Below are 21,654 nucleotides of genomic sequence, written 5' to 3'. Positions count from 1 at the left end.
TTTTCGGGTCATGCGCCAGCTCTCGCTGCGGCAGGACCTGCCGCGCATGGAGGAAGACATGTCGCAAAGCGCTGTTGCCGAAGTTCCCTTGCAGCCCGGTCAGCCACGGCGCTTCCTGAAACCGGAAACGCAGACAGCCATGCTGTTCCTGCTGCCGAGCTTCCTCGGCTTCATGGTCTTCATGGCCCTGCCTATCCTGGCGTCGCTGGCGCTCAGCTTTACCAACTGGCAGCTGATCTCGACGCCATCCTTCGTCGGCTTCCAGAATTATATCAGGCTCTTCACCGTCGATCCGGCCTTCTACACCGTACTCCGCAACACGCTGTTCTTCGCCGTCGAGTATCTGGCGCTGAATATTATCGTCTCGCTGACGCTCGCGGTCTGGATATCGAGCCTGAAGCGCGGCAAGGCGATCTTTCGGGTGATCTTCTTCCTGCCGACCTTTACGCCCACCATCGCCGCGTCGGTGGTCTGGCTGCTGATCTTCACGCCGGACGGGTTGGCCGACACCATCATCCGCGCGCTCGGGCTTGGCCTGCCGAATTTCCTGCTGAGCTCGACCTGGGCCATGCAGGCGGTCGTGCTCGTCACCCTGTGGGCGAATGTCGGTTATAACGTCGTGATGTTCAACGCCGCTCTCGACCTGGTGCCGAAGCACTATCTCGAGGCGGCGACGATCGACGGCGCCAATGCCTGGCAGCGCTTCTGGCGCATCCGCCTGCCGCTCATCTCGCCGACCATCTTCTTTGGCACCGTGATGACGGCGATCACCTCGCTGCAGGTCTTCGACGAGATATTCGCGATGACGCGTGGCGGCCCGGGCTCGGCGACGGCCACGCTCGGTTTCGCCATCTACCAGAAGGGCTTCACCAACTTTCAGATGGGCTATGCCTCCGCATTGGCCTGGGTGATGTTCGTCATGATCATGGCGCTCACCATCTTGCAATTCCACATGCAGCGCAAATGGGTGCACTATGACGATTGATCCGACCTCACGGCATCCGCATTCCGTGTCTCAACATCGTCACCGCATGTTGCGGCGCGTCGGCACCTTCGTCAGCTACACGGCGCTTTCGCTGATCGCGCTGCTTTTCCTCTTCCCCTTCTTCTGGATGGTGTCGAACGCGGTGCGCTCCAATGCCGAGGTGATGGCCGTGCCGGTCCGTATCTTCCCTGAGGAGTATCATTGGGGAACATTCGTCGAAGCCCTGGTTTCCCTGCCGTTCGGAACCTTCCTGTTGAATTCCTTCGTGGTCGCCTGCGGCGTGACGGCGATCGTGATTGCGGTATCCTGCCTTTCCGCCTACGCCTTCGCCCGGCTGAAATTTCCCGGCCGGGAGGGGCTGCTGCTTACCTATCTCAGCACGCTGATGATCCCGCAGGTGATGCTGGTCATTCCTCTCTTCCTCATCGTCAGCAAGTTCGGTTGGATCAATACCTATCACGGCATGATTCTGCCGGTCGCCTTCAGCTCCTTCGGCACGTTTCTGCTGCGGCAGTTCATCCTCGGCATCCCCAAGGATCTCGACGAGGCGGCGATGATGGACGGGGCTTCGCGCCTGCGCATCCTGGTCACGGTCATCGTTCCGCTTGCCATGCCGGCCATCGGCCTCTTGTCGCTGTTCACCTTCATTGCACAGTGGAAGAGCTTCCTCTGGCCGCTGATTGCCACCAGCGGCGTCGAAAAAGCCACGCTGCCGCTCGGCCTCACCCTGTTCCAGACACAGCAGGGCACCGCATGGAACTACATCATGGCCGGTGCAACGATCTCCATGCTGCCGGGTGTCGTCCTGGCCATCGTGCTGCAGAGGGTGATCTACAAGGGTATCACCGTCAGCTCCGGCTTCGGTGGACGTTAATCTTCATAAGAACAAAGATTTGAGCGCATTGCATCAAGTTTGGTGTGATGCGTTTCAAGTCCGGTCGATCGCCACCGACGAAGGCGCTCCTGCCGCCGCAAGATCATATGCTCGCGCTTAACTTTTGCTTACGGAAGAAAAGTGAAATTTAACCAAAATTTGAAATAACGCATTCATATCCGAATTGTGCAGGGGAATTCATGAAAACCGCCACGCTTGCATCCATCGCCTTGGCGATATCGATCTCTGCTGCCCATGCCGAGACGATCGGGGTTTCGATGTCCGGTCTCGACAAATTCAGGACGGCGCTTCAGAACGGCGTCGTCTCGCATGGGCAGACGATATCCGGCCTCAAGCTCGTCACCGAAAATGCCAATGGCGACAAGGAGCTCCAGAAGCAGCAGGTGCAGAAGCTCATTGCCGACAAGGTCGACGCGATCATTCTTGCCGTCTCCGATGGCGACCTCGGGCCGCAAATGACCAAGATGGCGGCAGATGCCGGCATTCCGCTGGTGTACATCAACAACGTTCCTTCCAACCTGCTGGACCTGCCGGACAATCAGGTGGTGGTCGCCTCCAACGAGAAGGAATCCGGAACGCTGGAGACCAAGCAGGTCTGCGCGCTCCTTAAAGGCAAAGGCCGCATCGTCGTGCTGATGGGCGAACCCTTCCACGCCGCCGCCCGTGCCCGCACCCAGGATATATCAGACGTCATCGCCACCCCGGATTGCAAGGGCCTTCAGATCGTCGAGCGGCAGGCGGCCTATTGGTCGAGCGATTATGCCGACCAGCAGATGCAGGAATGGCTGTCGGCCGGCGTCAAGTTCGATGCAGTCATCGCCAATAATGACGAGATGGCGCTCGGCGCGATCCGGGCCATGAAGAAGGCCGGCATCCCGATGAAGGACGTCGTCGTCGCCGGCGTCGACGCGACCGACGACGCGCTCGCCGCGATGGTAGCCGGCGATCTCGACGTGACCATTCTCCAGAGCGCCGTCGGACAGGGTGCTGCCGCTGTCGACGCCGCCATGAAGTTGATCCGCAAAGAGAAGGTGCCGCGCGAAAACAACGTTCCCTTCGAACTCGTCACACCTGAGAACATTGCCACCTATCTGCCGAAGAGCCAGTGAGCATAAGAGGACTATGATGTTGCATTTCTGGAATAAATTCGGCATTCGCGCGCAGATCACCTCTGGCTTCGTGCCGCTGATCCTGTTGATGAGCCTGCTCACGGTCAGCGCGATCTCCGGCATGAACGGGCTCGCCTCGATCTTTGCGTCTTATCGCGCCACGGCCGGTCAAAGTCTCGCCATCTCGGACTACAGCGACCAACTCAACGAGATCCAGATGTCGGCGGAAGCCTTCCGCTCGACGCCGACTCAGGCTGTGGTCGACAGCTTTCGCGCCGGCGTGAAGGCCTTCGAGGCGGACGACCCGCGTTTTGCCGGCAACAAGGACCTGCAGTCCGGCCTTGCGGCGATCCGTCAGGAGATCACCGCCTATGGCAAGGCTTTCGAACAGATCGTTTCCCTTCAGGCCCGGCGCGACATGCTGATCTCCAAGGTCACCGAATTCGGCCCCTGGACCAGCATCGCGCTCAACGACGTCGTGCGCAGCGCCTGGCGCCAGAACGACGTGGCCCTGCTGCAGATGACGGCGGCGACTTTGGAGGCCCTGAACCGCAGCCTCTACTTCTCCGAACGCTTCGTGCATTCCAACGATTTTGCCGCCTATGACACGGCGCAGGCAGCACTCGCCGAAGCGGTGGCGCTCAACGACGCCGCCGCCAAGGCCGCAAAGAACGAGCTGCAGAAGAAGCGCCTGATGGGCGCCGGCCAGCTGATGCAGAACTACACCGCCCGTCTCGGCGACATGAAGGAGGTGCTGCAGGCTTCCGGCAATATCCGCCAGACGCAGCTGAATGTGCTGGCGCCGAAGATATCAGGCGAGTTCAGGGATCTTCAGGCGGCGGTGACCGGCGCGCAGAAGAACCTCGACGGTTCGGTCGACGCAACGGTTGCCTCCGCGACCAGCGCGACGCTGCTCATCAGCGGTCTCTTGATCGTCATCGGCCTCGTGCTTTCCTATTTCGTCGGCCGGCTGATTTCCTCGGCGGTGCGCAACATGGCCCAGTCCATGGAGCAGCTTGCCCGTGGTGAGGAAAGAATCGTGATAACGGGCGTCGAGCACCGCCACGAACTGGGGGCCATGGCGCGTTCGCTGAAGGTTTTCCAGGAAACGGGGCGCGCCAAGCTGATCGCGGAAGCCAATGCCGAACGCGCCCGCCTGGCGGCCGAAGAAGAGCGGCTGCGCCAGGAGGCCGAGCGGCTCAGCGACGCGCAGGTGATGGAACATGCCTTCCGCCAGATTTCGGTGGGGCTGGACGCGCTGTCGAAGGGCGATCTCACCGTCCGCGTCGGCGAAGTCGACCATCGCTATGTCAGGATCCGGGATCATTTCAACAATTCGGTCGCGAGCCTCGAAGAGGCGGTCGACTCCGTCATTCGCGCGGTCGCCACCATCCGGTCCGGCCTTGCGGAAATCTCCACCGCGTCCAACGATCTCGCTCGCCGCACCGAGCAGCAGGCCGCCTCGCTTGAAGAAACCGTCGCGGCGCTGGGTGAGGTGACCCGCGGCGTCAATGGAACGGCTGAGGGCGCAAGCCGCGCCCAGGGCGTCGTGGCAACCGCCCGCACCAATGCCGAAAAGGGCGGCGAGATCGTTGCCCGCGCCATCGATGCGATGACGGAAATTCAAAATTCGTCGTCCAAGATCGGCAACATCATCAGCGTCATCGATGAGATCGCCTTCCAGACCAACCTGCTGGCGCTGAATGCCGGCGTGGAAGCGGCGCGCGCCGGCGAAGCAGGCAAGGGCTTTGCGGTCGTCGCCCAGGAAGTCCGCGAGCTCGCCCAGCGCTCCGCCAACGCGGCAAGGGAGATCAAGCAACTGATCTCCACCTCCTCGGCGCAGGTCAAGACCGGCGTCCAACTGGTGGGCGAATCCGGCCTCTCGCTCGAACAGATCGTCGAGCAGGTGACCGCCATGAATGCGACCGTGGCCGAGATCGCCGTTGCTGCCCGCGAGCAGGCGACGAGCCTGCGCGAGGTCTCGGCCGCCGGCGACCAGATGGATAAGGTGACGCAGCAGAACGCCGCGATGGTCGAAGAGACCACGGCCGCCGCCCAGAGCCTGACGCATGAAACCGAAAGCCTTGCAGAGCTGCTGCGGCGCTTCAGGACGAGCAGCGGCCGGGCATCGGAGCATCGGCACTACGCGTTGGCATCCTGACATTCTGTCGATCGAGCAAACGCCGCCGCCCGAAAGGGCGGCGGCGAGCGCATGTCTGGTGTGGCGTCAATGGCTCCCGGATGCCGGACTGTGCGGTGCGCCGGCAATGCTCTTGCGAACGTGACGAACTGCCGTCCAGACGGCGAAGAGCACGAGCGGGATGGCGCCGAGAACGGCGAGCTTCGCCATGTGCGGGTCGACGCCCAGTTCGGAAATGCTTTCCAGGCAGATCTTCGCCAGCCCGACGGTGTAGTAGGTGATGGCGATGACGGAGAAGCCTTCGACCGCCTGCTGGATATGCACCTGGATGCGCGCCCTCTCTTCCATCGAGGTCAGTAGCGACGCGTTCTGATCTTCGAGCTGAACCTGCACGGTCGTCCTGAGAAGGTCTCCGGCCAGGCTCACACGTTCGGCCAGTTCGTCGAGGCGGCGTTCGGCGGCTTCGACCGAGCGGACGGCTGGTTGAAACCGCCGGTCGATGAAGGTGCCGATCCTCTGGCGCTGCTCGACGCGCACCTCGCGAAGCTCCGATGTTCTGCTTGCGACGATCTCGGCATAGGCTTTCGTCGCGCCGAAGCGGTGGCGAGCGAGAGCTGAGAAGTTGAGCACATCCGACGAGAGCTTGGTGACCTCGGAAAGCAGGGCTTTGTCGACCTTGACCGCACTCTGCATATGCGCGATCAGCAGGTCGAGGCGCCGGTCGAAGACAGAAAGCTTCGACACCGTCTCGCGCGCCATCGGCAACGCCAGCAACGCCATCATTCGGTATGTCTCGATTTCCAGGAAACGCCTGACCATGCGGCCGGTGCGATAGGCATTGAGGTTGCGGTTGAAGAACAGGAACTCGACGAAGCCGCTGTCGGTCAGGCGGAAGTTCGAATGCACTTCCGCATCGCCGCCGCCGACTTGCGAGGCGACATAATCGAGCTTTGGTTTTTCTGGACGCTGCCCGTCCTTCTCGTCGCGCACCAGCACCCGGACGGCCGCGATGACCTTCCCGTCGATCTGGCGGCAGCAGGCCTGAAAGGCTTCAGGCGGATTGCTGCCGGGTTCGGCCGACGCCGGAACGACGAAGGTCAGGGTCAGGAACTCGGTATGCGCCTCCCACTTCAGCCGGCCGTCGCCGATGCGGCCGATGCCGTGGTTGCCCTCGCGGGTCGTGGAGACGTCCTCCAGTCCCGTCAGAGAATTTGGTATCTGAGGAGGGGCATTCTCGCCGACGATGGCGACGTGCCACACATCCGTGTCGCCATCGAAGTAAAGCGACGGCCGCGCGTGGAGCTCGTTGTGAAGTTCCCTTCGCAGCGGATGCTCGGAGCCCATCGGCATGGAAATGCACCTCTATACGGTCGACAGTCGCTGAGTCGCCTGATGTAACCGGGTTGCCGGCATGTGTGAATTGACCATGGCGCCTGCGAGCCGGCGAAGGCCGACAACGCCTATAGCCTCTCCCGAACCGCGTGTCACCATGCCTTCGCCATCGGGTGTGAAGGCACGGCATTCGTTCAGTCGCACGCCGCGTCAGCGGCTCCATGACGGCTTTGCCACAGATGACCCGCGATAGACCGCGCATCCGCATCGGTAGATCTCCGGCGTTGCCATCGACAATTCGAAACTGGTCGAAGTGTCCGTGGGGAAAGAAAAAGCCACGGCCCTGTTGCGAGGCCGTGGCTGCTGCATGCGCGCATTATGCGGGACAACGCGTGACCGGTTACTTGGCGGCGAGCGCCTCGTTGACCTTGTCGACGTCGGCACTCATTGCCTTGAAGGTCTCGTCGATGGAAAGCTCGCCGACGATCAGCTGGCTCATCCTCTGGACGATGAGCTGATAGATGGCGGAGGATCCTTTGAGACGTTCCAGGTCCCGGGCTGCCTGCGGCACGCTATTGCGGCTTCCGAGGAAGACGGCCATCGCTTCCTTGGCATTCTTGCTCTCGAGCTTGTATTGCGGGTCCTTGATGTCGGCGCCCGTCAGGATGACGTAGTTTTCAGCGATTTCACGCTGGACTTTTTCAGAGCCGAGGAACTCGATGAACGCGGCCACGGCCTCCGGAGACTTGGTGCGCTTGAAGCCGACGATCGCGGTGCCGCCCGGCATCGCATAGCAGCCGGCATCGCCGCACGGCGCGCTGATCGCCGTCCAGTCGAAGGCGTCGCCGATCTTCTTCTGGAACGGATTGACCATCCAGTTGCCGGCGAGATAGGTCACGACGTTGCCGTTGACGAACTCGTCACCCATGTTCTTGTACTGGGTTCCGCCGGCAGCACCCCACATTTCCTTCGGGAAGGAGCCGTCCTTCGTCCAGCCGTAGAGATCCGTGACATAACGCTTGGCGGCATCGTCGGGGAAGAAGAACTTGCCGTCCTTGACGTAGTTCGAGCCGTAGGAGAATGCCGCGCCGGAAAAGCGGTGGCCCGAGCGGTCCATCGTGAAGGGGATCTGAGCGCCGGTCGCCTTGGCGACGCGCGCCGAGGCTTCGACGATTTCCTTCAACGTGGCGGTGGGCTTGGGAAGCGGTTCGCCGGCCTGTTCGAACAGCGTCTTGTTGACGAAGGGCAGGTTGAAGGTCTGCGAGGCGATATAGCCGTTGATCGACTGCGGATCGTTGACGCCGGGGAAGCGAAGCGTGTTCAGACTGTCGCCGTGCAGCTTGGCGAAACCGTCCGGGTCCTTCATGTAAGGACGCATGTCGAGGTAATAAGGCGCAAGCTGCCAGTCGGTGATCTTGGCGATGTCAGGGCCTTCGCCGACGGCAAGCTGTACTGGTAGCTGCTTGGCGACCGCATCATAACCCGACGAGACGAAATTGACCTTGACGTCGGGATGCGCCGTCTCGAATTCTTTGCTGAGCGCTTCCATCCGCTCGACGTAAGCCTGGTCGTCGTCGGTGAACAGAAAGGTGATCGTCTTGGTTTCCGCCATGGCCGCGCCGGCCCATGCGAAAGAAACGGTAGCCAGCGCCAGTGCGAGGGCTCCTGAGAGATAGGTTTTCATTTTCATCCTCCCATGAAAACATTTTCATCAACCGCGGCGTCAGCCATCGATAAATGAATTTCATATACTTGACATTCGTTCCGTCAAGCTATTTTCTGGGGCAATAGCGATGTTTTTGGGCAATTTGCAAAAATAGCGCGCACAAAGACCTAATGAAAATATTTTCATAGGATTGCGGAGGAGGCGGTCTGTGAAAACGGAATGCATCAAGCAGCGGGACGATATGGCGCCAGCCTACAGCGTGGCCGAGGGCCAGACGATCACGGCATGGGCCGTTTCCGGCCTCATCGCGAGCTATTTTCCCGGCGAGCCTGCGCCGGCCGAAGACCGCGTGAACTATCGTTTCATCAACGGTTTCGTCGATGTCGGCGACCTGCCCTGCCGCAAGGCCTTCTGGTCGACCATGGTGGGGCGGCCGCTGCTGCCCGACACCGCCTGGCCGGCCGAAAGCCTCAATCTTCCCGGCTCGAACCGCCGCGTCGAGTTCACCGGCTTCTGGCACGTGCCGACGCACCTCAGGCGATGGCTGAAGGGCACGTTCAGGACGGAGACCGCGCGAACGCTCAATCTCAAGCTGAAGACCTGCGGCGGCGTTCGCATATGGGTCAACGGACAGGAGGAAGTGCGCTTCGAACCCTTCAAGCGCAACGTCGAGAGCGCAACCGACATCAGCCTGCCGCTGAAAGCCGGCGACAACCAGATTCTCGTCCATACCGAAGACCTCGCCGAGCGCGACACGACGTGGTTCTTCGAGCTCGAGATGCTGGACGGCGAGCCGCTCTGCGTGCTGCTGCCTGTATCGCTTGATCAGGATGAGGTCCGCGAGCTAGAAGCCCTTGCGCGCGGCGTGCGTCCGGCCCGCGACGTCTTCGTCAACCAGCCGCTGGAGATCATCTTCGGCACGGCGCCCGAACGCGATCTGCCTGTGGAGATCAAGGTCGTCGGCCATGGTCACGAGCGGCCCGTTCTCGCGCATTCCCGACTGACGCTCAAGGCCCATCGGGGCAGCCTCACGGCCGACGATATCTGCGGCATTCCGGACGGTTATCACGGCGTGCATATGACGATCGGCAGCGGCCCGGGTTCGGTCACGCGCGTTATCGACGCCGGCTTCATGAGCAGCATTTCGCCGTTGCCATCAGAGACGTCGCTTGCCGCCCGCAAGCGGCAGGCGTTGGAATACAGCGCCCGCTTCGGCGCCAACCGCGTCGGGCGCCTGATCGCCATGATGGAAACCGGTCACCACGACCAGGAAAGCTTCGACCGCATCATCGAGGCGACGCTCGCCTCCATCGATGCGCGGGAGGATTGCTCGGATTTCATCATGGTGCCGCTGTTGTGGCTGCTCGGCGCCTATGCCGAGCAGATGCCCGACGCCGTGGTCGATCGCATTCGGCATTCCGTTCGCTCCTACCGTTACTGGGTCGACGAGCCGGGCAACGACGCGATGTGGTTCTGGAGCGAGAACCATGTGCTCTGCTTTCACACGAGCCAGTTGCTGGCGGGACTTCTTTTGCCCGACGAAGTGTTTTCAGCCTCGGGCAGGACGGGACGGCAGCAAGCGGAAATCGCCGGCGAGCGGCTCGGGCGCTGGTTCGACAGCGTCGAAGCCCACGGGTTGGCGGAGTGGAACTCAGCGGCCTATTACCCGATCGACTTCATCGGTCTGCTGGCGCTGGAGCGCTGGGCCGAGACGGCGATGTCAGCCCGCGCCCGCGCCCAGATCGATCTCATCTTCCGGATGATCGCCCTTCATGCGCTCGCAGGCGTTCCGGCCGGATCGCAGGGCCGCGCCTACGACAAAGAACTGCGCGCCGGCCCGCTGACCGAGCTTGCGCCCTTCGCCCAGGTCGCCTTCGGAACCGGCTGGCTGAACAACGGTGTCGCGGCATTGACCATGTTCTGCGCCGGCGGTTACGAGCCGCCCGCCGATCTGGCCGAGCTTGCGGCGCTCACCCGGGCAAGAAGCATCGAGGCGCGTTACAGCCAGGGGCTCGAGAGCGGAAGACTCGTGCTGTTCAAGAATGAGGCGGCGCAGCTTTCGACGGTCGTCGATCACAAGACCGGCCAGAAGGGGCACCAGCAGCATGTCCTCGACATCAGGCTGGCCGGCCACCCGATGGCGAGGCTATGGGTCAATCATCCCGGTGAGGACGATCCCTGGGGCAATCAAAGGCCGTCCTATTGGGCCGGCAACGGCATCCTGCCGCGCGTTGCCCAGCATCGCGACGTCGCCCTGCTGATCGAGGACACAAGCGACGCACGGCACGCATGGACGCACGCCTACATCGGCCGCGACGGCCTGGACGATCTTATTACCGAAGACAAGTGGCTCATCGCGCGATCGGGCAGGGGATTTTCCGCCCTCTGGGCGTCGAACGGCCTCGAGTTGATCACCGACGGCCCGACCGCCGGCCGCGAGGCGCGCTCCTACGGGCCGCTTTCCGGTTGGGCTGGTATCGTCGGATGCGGCAATGGTGACGCCTTCAAGGCGTTCATCGAACGCCTGCGCCAGACGAAAGTTTCCTTCGATCCCGGGCTTCGGCGTCTCTCCCTGACGCCGCCCGGCGGCCCGGCGATCGACCTCTCCTATGTCGACGGTCTTTCGATCGGCGGCGAGGCGAGGCCCTTCACCCACGATCAGCCGCACCCGATCCTCACCCACGACAGTGCAGCCTCCGGCGCCGGCACTGACGGGCCGTTCTACTCTTGAAACATAGGTCTCCAGCATGAACACAACATCCGTCGATAACGCCGCCCTCCTGACGACGATTGATCGCGTGGCGACGGCTTTCAGCCGGCTCAGGGGCATCAAGGAAGGTCTCGTGACGGGAAATTCCGCCTCCGGAATCCAGTTCGACGAATGGGACTGGGAAGTCGGCGTCGGCCTTTACGGCTTCCTGCGGCGTGCCATTTCCACCAATGACCAGAAAGCGCTGCAGGAGCTCGTCGCCTGGTATGCCGGCCAGATCGAACGCGGCCTGCCGCCGCGCCAGATCAACAGCACGGCGCCGATGCTGCCGCTTGCGATCCTCGTCCAGCATATCGACCGTCCCGATTTTCGTGCTCTCGTCGAGGACTGGGCCGAATGGCTCGTCAAGGAACTGCCGAAGACTGAGGACGGCGGCTTTCAGCACGTCGTCAAGGAGCGCCTCAACGACGGCGAATTGTGGGACGATACGCTGTTCATGGCCTGCCTGTTTCTCGCCCGGGCCGGCGTGCTCTGCGAGCGCAGCGAATGGATCGACGAGGCCGTCTATCAGTTTGTGATCCACACCCGCTACCTCTCCGACCCGGTCAGCGGCCTCTGGTATCACGGCTGGACCTTCAACGGGCGGCACAATTTCGCCAATGCCTTCTGGGCGCGCGGCAATGCCTGGATCACGGTCGCCATCCCCGAGCTCTTCGATCTCGTTCCGACGCTCGGCGAGAAGGACCGGCGTTTTCTGTCGAACGTCCTCGTCAGCCAGGTGCGCTCCTTGAAAGCATACCAGCGGCCGGACGGCATGTTCACGACGCTTCTGGACGATCCGTCCTCGCCGCTGGAAACCTCGGCCACGGCAGGCATTGCCTATGGCATATTGCGCGCCATCGATGCCGGCATTCTCGACAAGGACGACAGGGCCTATGCCGAGCGCGCGCTTGCGGCGGTGCTGGCGCAGATCGATGAAGAAGGTGTCGTCCACGGCGTCTCGGACGGCACGCCGATGGGCCATGACCTCGATTTCTACAGGCGCATCCCCAACGTGCCGACGCCTTATGGCCAGGCGCTGACCATGCTGCTCCTGACGGAAGTCTTTCTCGAGAACGGCGAGCGGCAATGAGCCCCGTGTCTCCTGTCGCGATCGAGCCGGCGGAGGGCGACGACACAGTCCGCCTGCAGGCGGCCATCGACGGCCTGTCGGCTTCGGGCGGCGGACGCGTGGAGCTCAAGGCCGGCATCCATGTCTGCCGCGGGCTCCAGCTTAGATCCGGCGTCGACCTTCATCTGGCCGCCGGCGCGATCCTGCGACCCGTTCCGGACTACGAGGCCTATGCGCATACGAGTGTTTCGGTGATCGCCGAAAAATCGGACCGCGGCATGATCGTCGCCAAGGATGCACGGCGGATCTGCCTGACGGGGGCGGGGCGCATCGAAGCCGGTTGCGACAGCTTCATTGTGGGAGACGACGAGACGGTGGGAACCTTCATCCCGGCCGAACTTCGTCCCCGTGTCGTCGTCTTTGAGGGTTGCGACGAGGTCGAGATCAGCTCCGTCCATATTTGCCGCTCGCCGATGTGGACGCTGCACTTCGTCAACTGCACCGATGTTGCGGTCAGGGACGTGACCATCGACAACGACCGCCGCCTTCCCAACACCGATGGCATCGTGCTGGATGCCTGCCGCGGCGCCGTCATCGAGGATTGCCGGATATCGACGGCCGACGACGGCATATGTCTGAAGACGAGCATCGGTCCCGATCGTATCGCCATCGGACGATGCGAAAACATTCTTGTCCGCCGCTGCTCCGTTCAGAGCCTCAGCTGTGCGCTGAAGATCGGCACGGAAACGCATGGCGACGTCACCAACGTCGTGTTCGAGGATTGCAACGTCTCATCCTCCAACAGGGCGCTCGGCATATTTTCCCGCGACGGCGGCCGGATATCGAATGTGAGGTTTTCGAGAATTGCGGTGGAGTGCCGCGAGACCCCCGATGGTTTCTGGGGCTCGGGAGAGGCGCTGACCGTCAATGTCGTCGACCGTGTCACGGAACGCACGGCGGGCGCCATCGAAAATCTCATCGTCGAGGACATAACCGGACGGATGGAGGGGGCAATCACGGTCATCTCGACCTCTTCGGCCGGCATCGGCAACGCACGGCTTACGCGCATCGCCATAGAGCAGCAGCCCGGGCAACTCGACACGGCGCGGTCCTACGACCTGCGTCCGACAAACGCGGACCTTTCTCCGAAAGCCGATGGCGGTGGCCGCGCCAATGCCTGGACCCGCGGGTCAGACGGGCGGGTAATCGGTCTTGAGCACTATCCGGGAGGAATGCCGGCCGTCTACGTGGCGGGGGTTACCGGAATCTTGATGAACGAGGTGCGGATCACAAGGCCGACACCGCTGCCGCAAGGCTGGAACAAAAACGACGCCGTCTTCGAAACGGCGGCACCTGATGGGAGTGGGGCATGGCAGAACTGAAACTTTCCAATGTCAACAAATCGTATGGCTCGGTCAAAGTCCTGCATGACGTCGAACTCGATATCACGGACGGCGAGTTCGTCGTCTTCGTCGGCCCGTCGGGATGCGGCAAGTCGACCCTGCTGCGCGTCATCGCCGGCCTCGAAGAGGTGACGTCAGGCGCAATCGCGATCGGGAGCCGCGACGTCAGCGCGCTCTCTCCGGCCGAGCGCAAGATCGCGATGGTCTTCCAGTCCTACGCGCTCTATCCGCATATGAGCGTTCGCAAGAACCTCGCTTTCGGCCTGGAGAACCTGAAGTTCAAGCGCGCCGAGATCGAGGCGCGGATTGCCGAAGCCGCCAGGATGCTGGCGATCGAACCCTATCTGGACCGGCGCCCGAAGCAGCTTTCGGGCGGCCAGCGCCAGCGCGTGGCGATCGGCCGGGCCATCGTGCGCGAACCGGACATTTTCCTGTTCGACGAGCCGCTGTCGAATCTCGACGCCGCCTTGCGCGTCCAGACCCGCGCCGAGATCACCAAGCTCCACCGCGAGATCAAGACGACGATGATCTATGTCACGCATGACCAGGTCGAGGCGATGACGATGGCCGACAAGATCGTCGTGCTGCGCGCGGGGCGGGTCGAGCAGGTCGGCGCACCACTGGACCTGTTCGATAGCCCTCGCAATCTCTTCGTCGCCGGCTTCCTCGGCTCGCCCCGCATGAACATCATCAAGGGCAAGGTATCAGGCGTCAGCGAAAGCGGCGTCGTCATCGATGTCGGCAACGGCGGCAGCATCGTCAGCGATGTCGATCTCGCCGGCATTGCGGTCGGACAGGCCGTTCTCGCCGGCATCCGGCCCGCGCATTTTTCACGTTCCAGCGAGCAAGGCCTGCCGTTCATCGTCCAGTATCACGAGGGCCTCGGGACCGAGACCTATGTCTACGGCAATCTTGCAGGTCAGGACGAGCAGATTATCATTCATGAGGCCGGCCATTTCGCGCCGGCGCCTGGTGATCACATCCTGATTGATGCCGCCCCGGGGCGGGTTCATCTGTTCGATCCCGAAAGTGGCCTGGCTTTTGCCCGGCGGCCCGGACAGGGGAGGCGCTGAACATGGCGGCGCTCAAGGCAGGTGCATTGCTGTCCCAGGCAGGGGAAACGGCGATGAGAGTGGTCGAAGCCCCGATAAATGTGATCGAGCGCATCTTCGGCCGCAAGCGTATGCCATGGCTGTTCCTGGCGCCGAACCTCGTTCTGTTCGCTATCTTCACGTTCCTTCCGATCGCGATCGCGATCGGGTACGCCTTTACCGGTGGCACAAACCTTTTCGTGTCGGAGCGTCCCTTCGTCGGCCTGGACAATTTCCGCACGCTGCTTTCCTGCGGCAATTATCTGCAGCCGGGAAGCTGTCAGGAATCGCTGTTCTGGACGGCCGTGTGGAACACGCTCTGGTTCGTGGCCTTCAATGTCGTCGCCACATTGCTCGTGGCGCTGATCACGGCGCTGATCCTCAATCGGGCGATCGTCGCGCGCGGCTTCTTCAGGGCGATGTTCTTCTATCCCGTCTTGCTGTCTCCCGTCGTCATCGGTCTCATTTGGAAATGGTTCCTCGATCGCAACGGGCTGCTGAACGCCTTCTTCCAGATGATCGGCGTTCCCCCTGAGATCTTCCTGCTCGACGTCGGCTGGTCGCGCTTCTTCGTCGTCGCGGTATCGGTCTGGTTTCACATGGGTTTTTATACCCTGATCCTCCTCGCCGGCCTCCAGGCCATCCCGAAGGAGCTCTACGAGGCTGCCTCCATCGATGCCGCCTCGCCGCGCCGAACACTTTTCAGGATCACGCTTCCGTTGCTCGCTCCGAACCTCTTGGTCGTGTTCATTCTGCTGATGATCAAATCCGTCCAGATCTTCGACGAGGCCTGGGTTTTGACCAATGGCGGGGGCCCCGGCACGGCCAACAGCTTCATCGTCCAATATATCTACCAGATGGCATTCGGCAGCGATCTTCGCCTCTTCGGACTGGCCTCCGCCGCATCGGTTCTCATGGGGCTGGTGCTTCTGGTTCTCACCCTCATACAGCTGCGCATCGGCAAGCGAATGGAGTCCTGAGATGAAACCGATCAGCTTTTTCACGCGCACACGCCGGGCCGGACGCATCGATATAACCGACATATTGTCATGGGTCTGGCTGATCGGCGGAACCTTCGTGGTGTTGCTTCCGGTCCTCTGGGCGGGCCTCTCCTCGCTGAAGCCGGCAGCTGAGATCACCCGATTTCCGCCGACGCTGCTTCCCCGGGCCGCCGTCGAACAGACCGTGCCCGGCTTCGACAAGCCGCTGAGCCTCTGGCAGGTCACCGTCGACGGCCAGCAGCGTGAAATGGCCATGGTCCGCCGCGTCGGCCTCAAGGCCCAGATGGTCGATCCGGCAAATCCGGGACCACCGGTCAGCGTCGACGTGAAGGGGCTGACGCCGGTGCAGAAGCTGACGGTCGCCACGCAGAATTACACCGATCCGCTGACGCGCTTCAACTTCCTGACCTTCCTCAAGAATTCAGTGTTCGTCACCTTCGTCGCAACGCTTCTGACGCTGATCGTCAACGCCATGGCGGCCTTCGCCCTGTCGAAATACAAATTTCCTGGCGATACGACTGTCTTCGTCATCATCATTTCGACGCTGATGATCCCGCTCGCCGTCGTCATGGTGCCGGCCTATCTCGTCATCGTCGGGGTCGGGCTTGCCGACAACCTCTGGGGCGTCATCCTGCCGACGGTCGCCTCTCCGACCGCCGTCTTCCTGCTGCGGCAATATATGCTGACCATACCCGATGAGCTGATAGAGGCGGCGCGCGTCGATGCGGCGAGCGAATTCTGCATATTCTGGCGCATCATCCTGCCGCTGACGGCGCCCGCGCTAGCGGTGCTGGCGATCTTTTCCGTGCTCTGGCGCTGGAACGATTTCCTCTGGCCGCTCATCGTCCTCAACAGCCGCGAGAATTTCACGCTGCAGGTCGGCCTGAATGCATTCCAGGGAGAATTCTCGGTGCAGTGGCATTATATCCTGGCAATGACGTTCCTCAGCCTGCTGCCTGTCACCGTCGTCTTCCTGTTCCTGCAGAAGTACATCACCACGGGCATCGCCGGAACAGGCATGAAGTGAACGGCGAGGCGTGGAGATAGACCTCCCCGCAATCGCCGAAGAATCCATACCACGTCCTCCTCCCGGCTGAGGCGCGTCGCATTGAACTTGGTTCATGCGGCGCGTTTCGGTTTTTGTCTTTGCGGATGACTCCCAAGGCCGTCGCTCATTTTTAGGGCGGTATGCGCCGCGGCGAGCGTAGCGCTTGCCACCGAAGCCGGCCGCCTCCGCGACTTGATAGGCCGCCGTTTTAGGCTATGTTGACGTCGAGTACAAAGTGCTGCGGCGTCCTGCCCATATCACAAAACGGTTTCGAAGAGCGGGATCAAGGCCGCGCCGATTGCACCGGGGGCATCGATTATCTGTGCCACGGCAAGCCTGGGGACGTCGCGTAAAACGCCATGCCGAGGCAGATTGTTGAACTCGGTCCGTTCGATCAGCATTCTCGCGAGTGAATGCGGAAGCTCGCCGCCAAGGACGATCAATGCCGGGTCGAATATTGCGCAGATCGCATTAATGGCGCGATTGTGGGCCGGCGTGACGCGATCGATCCACTCCCCGATGCCATCCCAATCCATCAGGTCGTCGTTCTTCAGGTCTCTCAGGGTCAAGTTCGAGCGTCCCTTGGCACGAAGATGTTCAAGCAGGACGCCGAGCGCAGGGCGTTCCTCATAGTCCTGACGTCCGAAGAGAACGGAAAATTCGCCGGCGTTGCCGAAATTGCCGCGAAACGGCATGCCTCCGGCAACCAGGCCGCCGCCATAGCCATGAAGATGGGCGATATAGGCGAAATCCGCGACATCCCGGCCGACACCGAAAATGGCTTCCGCCAAGGCTGCGGTCCTGGCGACATTGTCTGCCCAGACCGGCAGGCCAAGTTGCTCTCCGAGCAAAGGCGCCAGGTCGATCAGTGACCAATGAGCGAGCGGCAAGGGGCAATTGAAGGCCGTCTCCAGCATCCGGTGGCCGGCGACGGCCAGGCCGACGCCGAGGACGTCACGCCGTTTGGCGCTTCGGCGGGCAAGAAGCTCTTCGACCGCCGCTTCGATCCGCTGCATTTCAGCGGATAGCGAGGAGCCTGCCTGTTGGATTTCCATTTTTTCCAAAGGTTCGCCGAAACCCATGAGGCAAAGGCCGATCGAGCCGACGTTCACGGAGATGCCCAAGGTTAAACACCAGTCTTTGCGAAGGGTCAGCTCCGGGCTGGGCGGTCCCGGCCGCCGGGTTTCCGGATGGGAAAAGATGAGCATTCCTCGCTCATGAAGCCGCGCGACGATCCTGTGCAACGATTGCTGGGTGAGATCGAGCGGCTCTGTCAGGTCGGAGCGCTCGATCCCCGGAGACTTCCAGATCAGCCGCAACAGGTCGCGCTCGTTGCGGGAAGCTACGCGCACGGATTGTGTATCTCGCAAAAAATGCGCGGCAACATGGTTTAGCGGATCATACTTCATTTTCGGTTCGTTTTGATTTACACTGTGAGTGTGAACCACATTGGGAGGGCATTTTGCTTCTGTCAAACAAGGAATTCGATCCCCGCTTTCCCGGCCCTGCTTACCTCATTGAGATTGGTCAAGCCAGTGAGGCTGACGGCCTTTCAAAGGGGATCGTGTCCGAGCGTTTGGAAGGCAGGATATCGGCGTTGCGGCGATCTCAAACGGGATGGAGCGCTTGAAAGGCGGTTAGCCGGTCGGGGTGTGGAAAGGGAAACAACCGAGTTGCAGATATCGTTGAGATCCGAAAATACGGCGCGCGCTCCTGAGCGTGAGGCATACGGGTTTGCGCCAACGCATGAAGGCAGTGACTTCGAGTCGATGGTTCGAGCCTATTCTGCGGGCTACGGGGTCTTTAGCGCGAAGCCGTTGAGCAACGACCGGGCCTTTGCTTGGGCAGCGGACTTGAGAACAAGTGAGGCGTTTACGGTGCTTCATTCGGTTTATCAGAGCTCCTGGACAATTCGGACACTCGATGAGACGCCGCAACACCTTGCGTTTTACATTCCGCACACGGGATCCTTTCGACTGTCCATTGGAAAAAAGGTGGTTGAAAGTGGGCCAGGTCGTCTTCTCATGGCCAACAACCACGAGGCTGGCGATCGTTTCATCCAAGGCCCGCACTGCTCGGACGCTCTCTTCCTGGATTGGAAAGTTGTGAGACGAATGCTCGTTTCACTGATGGAAATGCCGATCCTTGAGTCGCTTGACCTTGAGCCCGTTGTGGATCTCGCAACACCGTCAGGTCAGCTTATCGGCAGTCTGGTGCAGACGATCGTGCAGGGTATGCGCAATGACGGTCCGCTTCTGTCTTCACCTCTGGCCGTGGCGGCGATGAGCGAAACGCTTGCTAACCTCGTGATCCGATTTGGCCGCCACCGTCTTTCTGGCCATATGGAAAAAAAGAAAGTGTCGTTGGTCGCGCCGTGGCATGTCCGTCGTGCTATCGACTATATGCACGCCAATATCGCAGAGCCTCTTACAATGACGATGGTTGCGGATGATGTCGGTGTTTCACTTCGCGCACTGCAAACGGGCTTCAAGGCCTTCAGGGGAACTTCACCGGGCAGTTACTTGCGCACGATCAGGCTGCAGGCAGCCCGCGACCAACTGCGGGATCCGATGAATCAGCGATCCGTCCGCGAAATCTGCGCGATGTGGGGTTTTTCTCATGCGGGCAGATTTTCCATTGTTTACCGCAGCACCTTTGGAGAAAGCCCGCGCGATACGCGCTTGCGGGCCGAGCGCTTGCGCTAGCTAACTACGGAAGGCGCGCCTAATAATTTCTTCAACAGCAGTCGATACCGGCGCACAGGATGGGATCAGACCGCGCTGCATTTGCCAGACATCGGTGAGCAATGTCCGATCGTGGAGCGCGCCGCCCGCCTTGTCTTTCGACCGGTCTCGTTTGAGAAGACAAATCATCGACCGTCGACTCTCGTTGAACTCCGCCGACGTAGCCTCTAGTTCCCGTTCCGATAGACCCAGGTATTTTCCGCAGCCATCAGAGGCGCATATTTCGAAGGGTTTTCTCAAGAAAGCCTCTACCGCCGATGCTTGGCTTGAATAAACGGGATCGTCTTTCACGAACTCGCGGAACGCTTTAAGGTCGCCGTGCAGGATTCTCGGAGCTAGATCGAAGCCTCGAGCTGCGAACAAAAGCCCCCAGCTAAAGTAGCCAAGCCTGAGTGTGGTCGCCTCGCAAGAGCGACGCTCCTTACCATCGTACTGGTTGCAGTCTTGAAGCTTCACTGCACTAAAGATCTTGGGAATTTGCAAGGTTTCTTTAGCGTCGGACGCAATGGCTATCGAAGCATCGATCATGATGCACAATGAGATCGATAGGGTTGCAGCAAGGATTTTGGTCATCGTGCTCTCCGAATGCAACGCATCGATCAGGCTCGATGCGTTGCATTCTCGCGCGGCGGCGCGACGCTACCCCTCAAGACGAGATGGCATCCGAGTTCCAGGCGATGGGCCGGTCTTTGCGGATCGTTGGCGATCAGGCGCTGTTCGATGAGCGCCAAAGCGGCAGCGCCGAGCCTGTCTGTGGGGACGCTGATCGTCGAAAGCGGCGGGCGGCTGAACTCGCCGGGAACGATGTCGTCGAATCCGAGGACTGATATCGCTTCGGGCACGCGGATGTCGTGATCGGCCAATGCCTTCAGGCAGCCGAGCGCCAGATTGTCGGCCGCGCAGAAGACGGCGGTCGCGCCTTTCATCGTTGCATCGCGGTCGAGCAGTGCGTTGATGGCAGCCTCGCCGTGCCGGGGCTCATATCCCTCTGCCTCGACGATCATATCGTCAGGCACGGGAAGCTGCGCGGCGAAATAGGCATCGGAAAAACCGTCATATCGGCGCTGGATCGTCGTGCGGCCCTTCCAGGTCAGGTGCAGGATGCGGCGATGTCCGAGTGCCAGCAGATGCTCGATGCCGAGCCGCGCCCCGAAACGGTTTTCGGGCGTCACCGTATCGACCAGCATGGCCGGGTCTTCGCCGTTGACGATGACGACCGGCATATCAGGGGAGGCGAGGCTACGGATCAGTTCCGGCTGATCGTCGTTCAGGACCACGATGCCGTCGGCGCGCTCCGAAAGCGCGATCTGCCTGACCTGGGCGCCGTCGATGCGGCGGCCGGTGCTGACAAAGGGTACGATCCTGATCCCGCGGCGCTCGCACTCCCTGCGAAGGCCGTTGAGGATCGTCCAGCTCACCAGGTTGAGGTCGCTCTCCGGCGCGGCATCGTCTGGAATGGCGAGAAGCAGGACGCGTAAGGTCGCGATCGTCGCCTTCTTCCTCCGGCGGTCGAGGTAACCCAGGCGTATTGCCGAATCCAGAACCCTCTCGCGCACCTCGATTGTCAGCGGTGCGGTTCCGTTCAGCGCGTGCGAGGCCGTGCTCAGCGATACGTCAGCATCGCGCGCGACATCCTTGAGATTGACTTTGCGTTCCACTTTTTCCGTCACGAATTGAGGTCGCGCCTTCGAAGGCGCAGCTAACTCAATGTTTTTACATAAAAACTTCAAAAAATCTACGTGTTTGGCGCGGAATTATTCGTCATTCGGCCATCAGTGAGGTTTGGCAAGCAGGCCGTTGAGCAGCAGGTCGGAATAGGCCTGCAGGAAGGCCTCCTTGTTGGGAGTGGGCACGCGGCGGTCGTCGAATATCAGCCGCAGAACGGTCGTCGTCAGGATGGGCGCGACCACGATTTCGGAGAATTCCACCGGAATTTCGCGAAACTCCCCCGACGCCACACCCTCGAGAATGAGAGCGTCGACCTTGGCGATGATCGGCTCAATGAACTGATCGTGGTGGCGGTCGATCAGGTCGGGGAACCGGTGTCCTTCGGCAATGACGAGCCGCGTCAGCTCGCGGGTCGTGCGATCCTCGGCGATTTGTTCGTAGAGCAGGCCGAGAATGGAAAGTAGCCGGTCGGTGGCGCTGCCGCTGAGGCCCTCGGTGATCCCCAGCAGTTCCTGAAACGGCACGGAAAAGTGGTTGATCATGGCTTCGAAAAGCTTCTCCTTCGTCTCGAAGTAGACATACACCGTACCCTTGGTGACGCCGACCCTGTCGGCGATGTCTTCGACGCGTGTGCCAGCGAAACCGCATCTCACGAATTCCTCGAAGGCGGCATCCAGGATCTGGATGGGCCGGAGCGCTTTCTGTTCCGCGCGCGTGATCTTCTTCTGAGCTGCCATTTGCCTCGCCTCCC

General features: G+C 61.3%; 17 protein-coding genes. 11 read left to right on the top strand and 6 right to left on the bottom strand.

Annotated features, from left to right (window positions below; genetic code table 11):
- Positions 1 to 10 precede the first annotated feature (10 nt).
- The 4 genes from C3Y91_RS17075 to C3Y91_RS17060 all read left to right on the top strand — a co-directional run bounded on the left by C3Y91_RS17075 (position 11) and on the right by C3Y91_RS17060 (position 5,150).
- Positions 11 to 985, top strand: coding sequence for a carbohydrate ABC transporter permease (locus tag C3Y91_RS17075; RefSeq protein WP_018072987.1), 975 nt, complete (start codon positions 11 to 13; stop codon positions 983 to 985).
- Complete coding sequence (locus C3Y91_RS17070; RefSeq protein ID WP_024319655.1) at positions 975 to 1,859, top strand: carbohydrate ABC transporter permease; 885 nt, start codon at positions 975 to 977, stop codon at positions 1,857 to 1,859. The genes C3Y91_RS17075 and C3Y91_RS17070 overlap by 11 nt, the downstream gene beginning before the upstream one ends.
- Before the next feature lie 200 nt (positions 1,860 to 2,059).
- On the top strand, positions 2,060 to 2,989 hold the full coding sequence (locus tag C3Y91_RS17065; protein WP_130689903.1) for a substrate-binding domain-containing protein: 930 nt from the start codon (positions 2,060 to 2,062) through the stop codon (positions 2,987 to 2,989).
- A gap of 16 nt (positions 2,990 to 3,005) precedes the next feature.
- On the top strand, positions 3,006 to 5,150 hold the full coding sequence (locus C3Y91_RS17060; RefSeq protein ID WP_024319657.1) for a methyl-accepting chemotaxis protein: 2,145 nt from the start codon (positions 3,006 to 3,008) through the stop codon (positions 5,148 to 5,150).
- A 66-nt stretch (positions 5,151 to 5,216) separates the two neighbouring features.
- Here the strand turns inward: C3Y91_RS17060 and C3Y91_RS17055 are convergent, their stop codons facing one another.
- Both C3Y91_RS17055 and C3Y91_RS17050 read right to left on the bottom strand, forming a co-directional pair.
- A complete protein-coding gene (locus tag C3Y91_RS17055; RefSeq protein WP_130689904.1) occupies positions 5,217 to 6,479 on the bottom strand; it encodes a DUF3422 domain-containing protein in 1,263 nt (420 codons plus the stop codon).
- A gap of 382 nt (positions 6,480 to 6,861) precedes the next feature.
- Positions 6,862 to 8,145: an ABC transporter substrate-binding protein gene (locus C3Y91_RS17050; protein WP_163857423.1), complete on the bottom strand. Its 1,284-nt coding sequence runs from the start codon at positions 8,143 to 8,145 to the stop codon at positions 6,862 to 6,864.
- A 190-nt stretch (positions 8,146 to 8,335) separates the two neighbouring features.
- On the opposite strand from C3Y91_RS17050, the gene C3Y91_RS17045 reads away from it, so the two are divergent.
- The 6 genes from C3Y91_RS17045 to C3Y91_RS17020 are packed head-to-tail and all read left to right on the top strand — an operon-like array spanning position 8,336 to position 16,470.
- Positions 8,336 to 10,858 carry a hypothetical protein gene (locus tag C3Y91_RS17045; protein WP_130761216.1) on the top strand — a complete coding sequence of 841 codons (2,523 nt, stop codon included), beginning with the start codon at positions 8,336 to 8,338 and terminating at the stop codon, positions 10,856 to 10,858.
- 16 nt (positions 10,859 to 10,874) lie between these two features.
- Positions 10,875 to 11,969, top strand: coding sequence for a beta-galactosidase BglB (gene bglB, locus C3Y91_RS17040; RefSeq protein ID WP_027688285.1), 1,095 nt, complete (start codon positions 10,875 to 10,877; stop codon positions 11,967 to 11,969).
- A complete protein-coding gene (gene pglB, locus C3Y91_RS17035; protein WP_027688284.1) occupies positions 11,966 to 13,330 on the top strand; it encodes a polygalacturonase PglB in 1,365 nt (454 codons plus the stop codon). The genes bglB and pglB overlap by 4 nt, the downstream gene beginning before the upstream one ends.
- On the top strand, positions 13,318 to 14,424 hold the full coding sequence (locus C3Y91_RS17030) for an ABC transporter ATP-binding protein (protein ID WP_027688283.1): 1,107 nt from the start codon (positions 13,318 to 13,320) through the stop codon (positions 14,422 to 14,424). Before pglB ends, C3Y91_RS17030 begins: the two co-directional genes overlap by 13 nt.
- 2 nt (positions 14,425 to 14,426) lie before the next feature.
- On the top strand, positions 14,427 to 15,422 hold the full coding sequence (locus tag C3Y91_RS17025) for a carbohydrate ABC transporter permease (protein WP_027688282.1): 996 nt from the start codon (positions 14,427 to 14,429) through the stop codon (positions 15,420 to 15,422).
- A 1-nt stretch (position 15,423) separates the two neighbouring features.
- Entirely contained in the window at positions 15,424 to 16,470 is a 1,047-nt protein-coding gene (locus C3Y91_RS17020; RefSeq protein ID WP_027688281.1) for a carbohydrate ABC transporter permease, read from the top strand.
- Positions 16,471 to 16,748: 278 nt separating this feature from the next.
- On the opposite strand, the gene C3Y91_RS17015 is transcribed toward C3Y91_RS17020, so the two are convergent.
- Positions 16,749 to 17,900: an ROK family transcriptional regulator gene (locus C3Y91_RS17015; protein ID WP_024319666.1), complete on the bottom strand. Its 1,152-nt coding sequence runs from the start codon at positions 17,898 to 17,900 to the stop codon at positions 16,749 to 16,751.
- A 276-nt stretch (positions 17,901 to 18,176) separates the two neighbouring features.
- On the opposite strand from C3Y91_RS17015, the gene C3Y91_RS17010 reads away from it, so the two are divergent.
- Positions 18,177 to 19,196 carry an AraC family transcriptional regulator gene (locus C3Y91_RS17010; RefSeq protein ID WP_168575629.1) on the top strand — a complete coding sequence of 340 codons (1,020 nt, stop codon included), beginning with the start codon at positions 18,177 to 18,179 and terminating at the stop codon, positions 19,194 to 19,196.
- On the opposite strand, the gene C3Y91_RS17005 is transcribed toward C3Y91_RS17010, so the two are convergent.
- The 3 genes from C3Y91_RS17005 to C3Y91_RS16995 all read right to left on the bottom strand — a co-directional run bounded on the left by C3Y91_RS17005 (position 19,197) and on the right by C3Y91_RS16995 (position 21,640).
- The gene (locus C3Y91_RS17005) at positions 19,197 to 19,808 is read right to left on the bottom strand and encodes a hypothetical protein (RefSeq protein WP_130663347.1); all 612 of its coding nucleotides are present in this window, start codon (positions 19,806 to 19,808) and stop codon (positions 19,197 to 19,199) included.
- A gap of 26 nt (positions 19,809 to 19,834) precedes the next feature.
- Positions 19,835 to 20,893, bottom strand: a complete 1,059-nt coding sequence (locus C3Y91_RS17000; RefSeq protein ID WP_024319669.1) for a LacI family DNA-binding transcriptional regulator — start codon at positions 20,891 to 20,893, stop codon at positions 19,835 to 19,837.
- A 114-nt stretch (positions 20,894 to 21,007) separates the two neighbouring features.
- Positions 21,008 to 21,640 (bottom strand): TetR/AcrR family transcriptional regulator, encoded by a 633-nt coding sequence (locus C3Y91_RS16995; protein WP_130689906.1) that lies wholly within the window; start codon positions 21,638 to 21,640, stop codon positions 21,008 to 21,010.
- Between the last annotated feature and the right edge of the window lie 14 nt (positions 21,641 to 21,654).

It is taken from the genome of Rhizobium ruizarguesonis (assembly GCF_012349115.1).
Classification (GTDB): domain Bacteria; phylum Pseudomonadota; class Alphaproteobacteria; order Rhizobiales; family Rhizobiaceae; genus Rhizobium; species Rhizobium ruizarguesonis.
The sequence above is the reverse complement of the archived record's forward strand: the minus strand, read 5'-3'. Positions and strand labels throughout refer to the sequence as shown.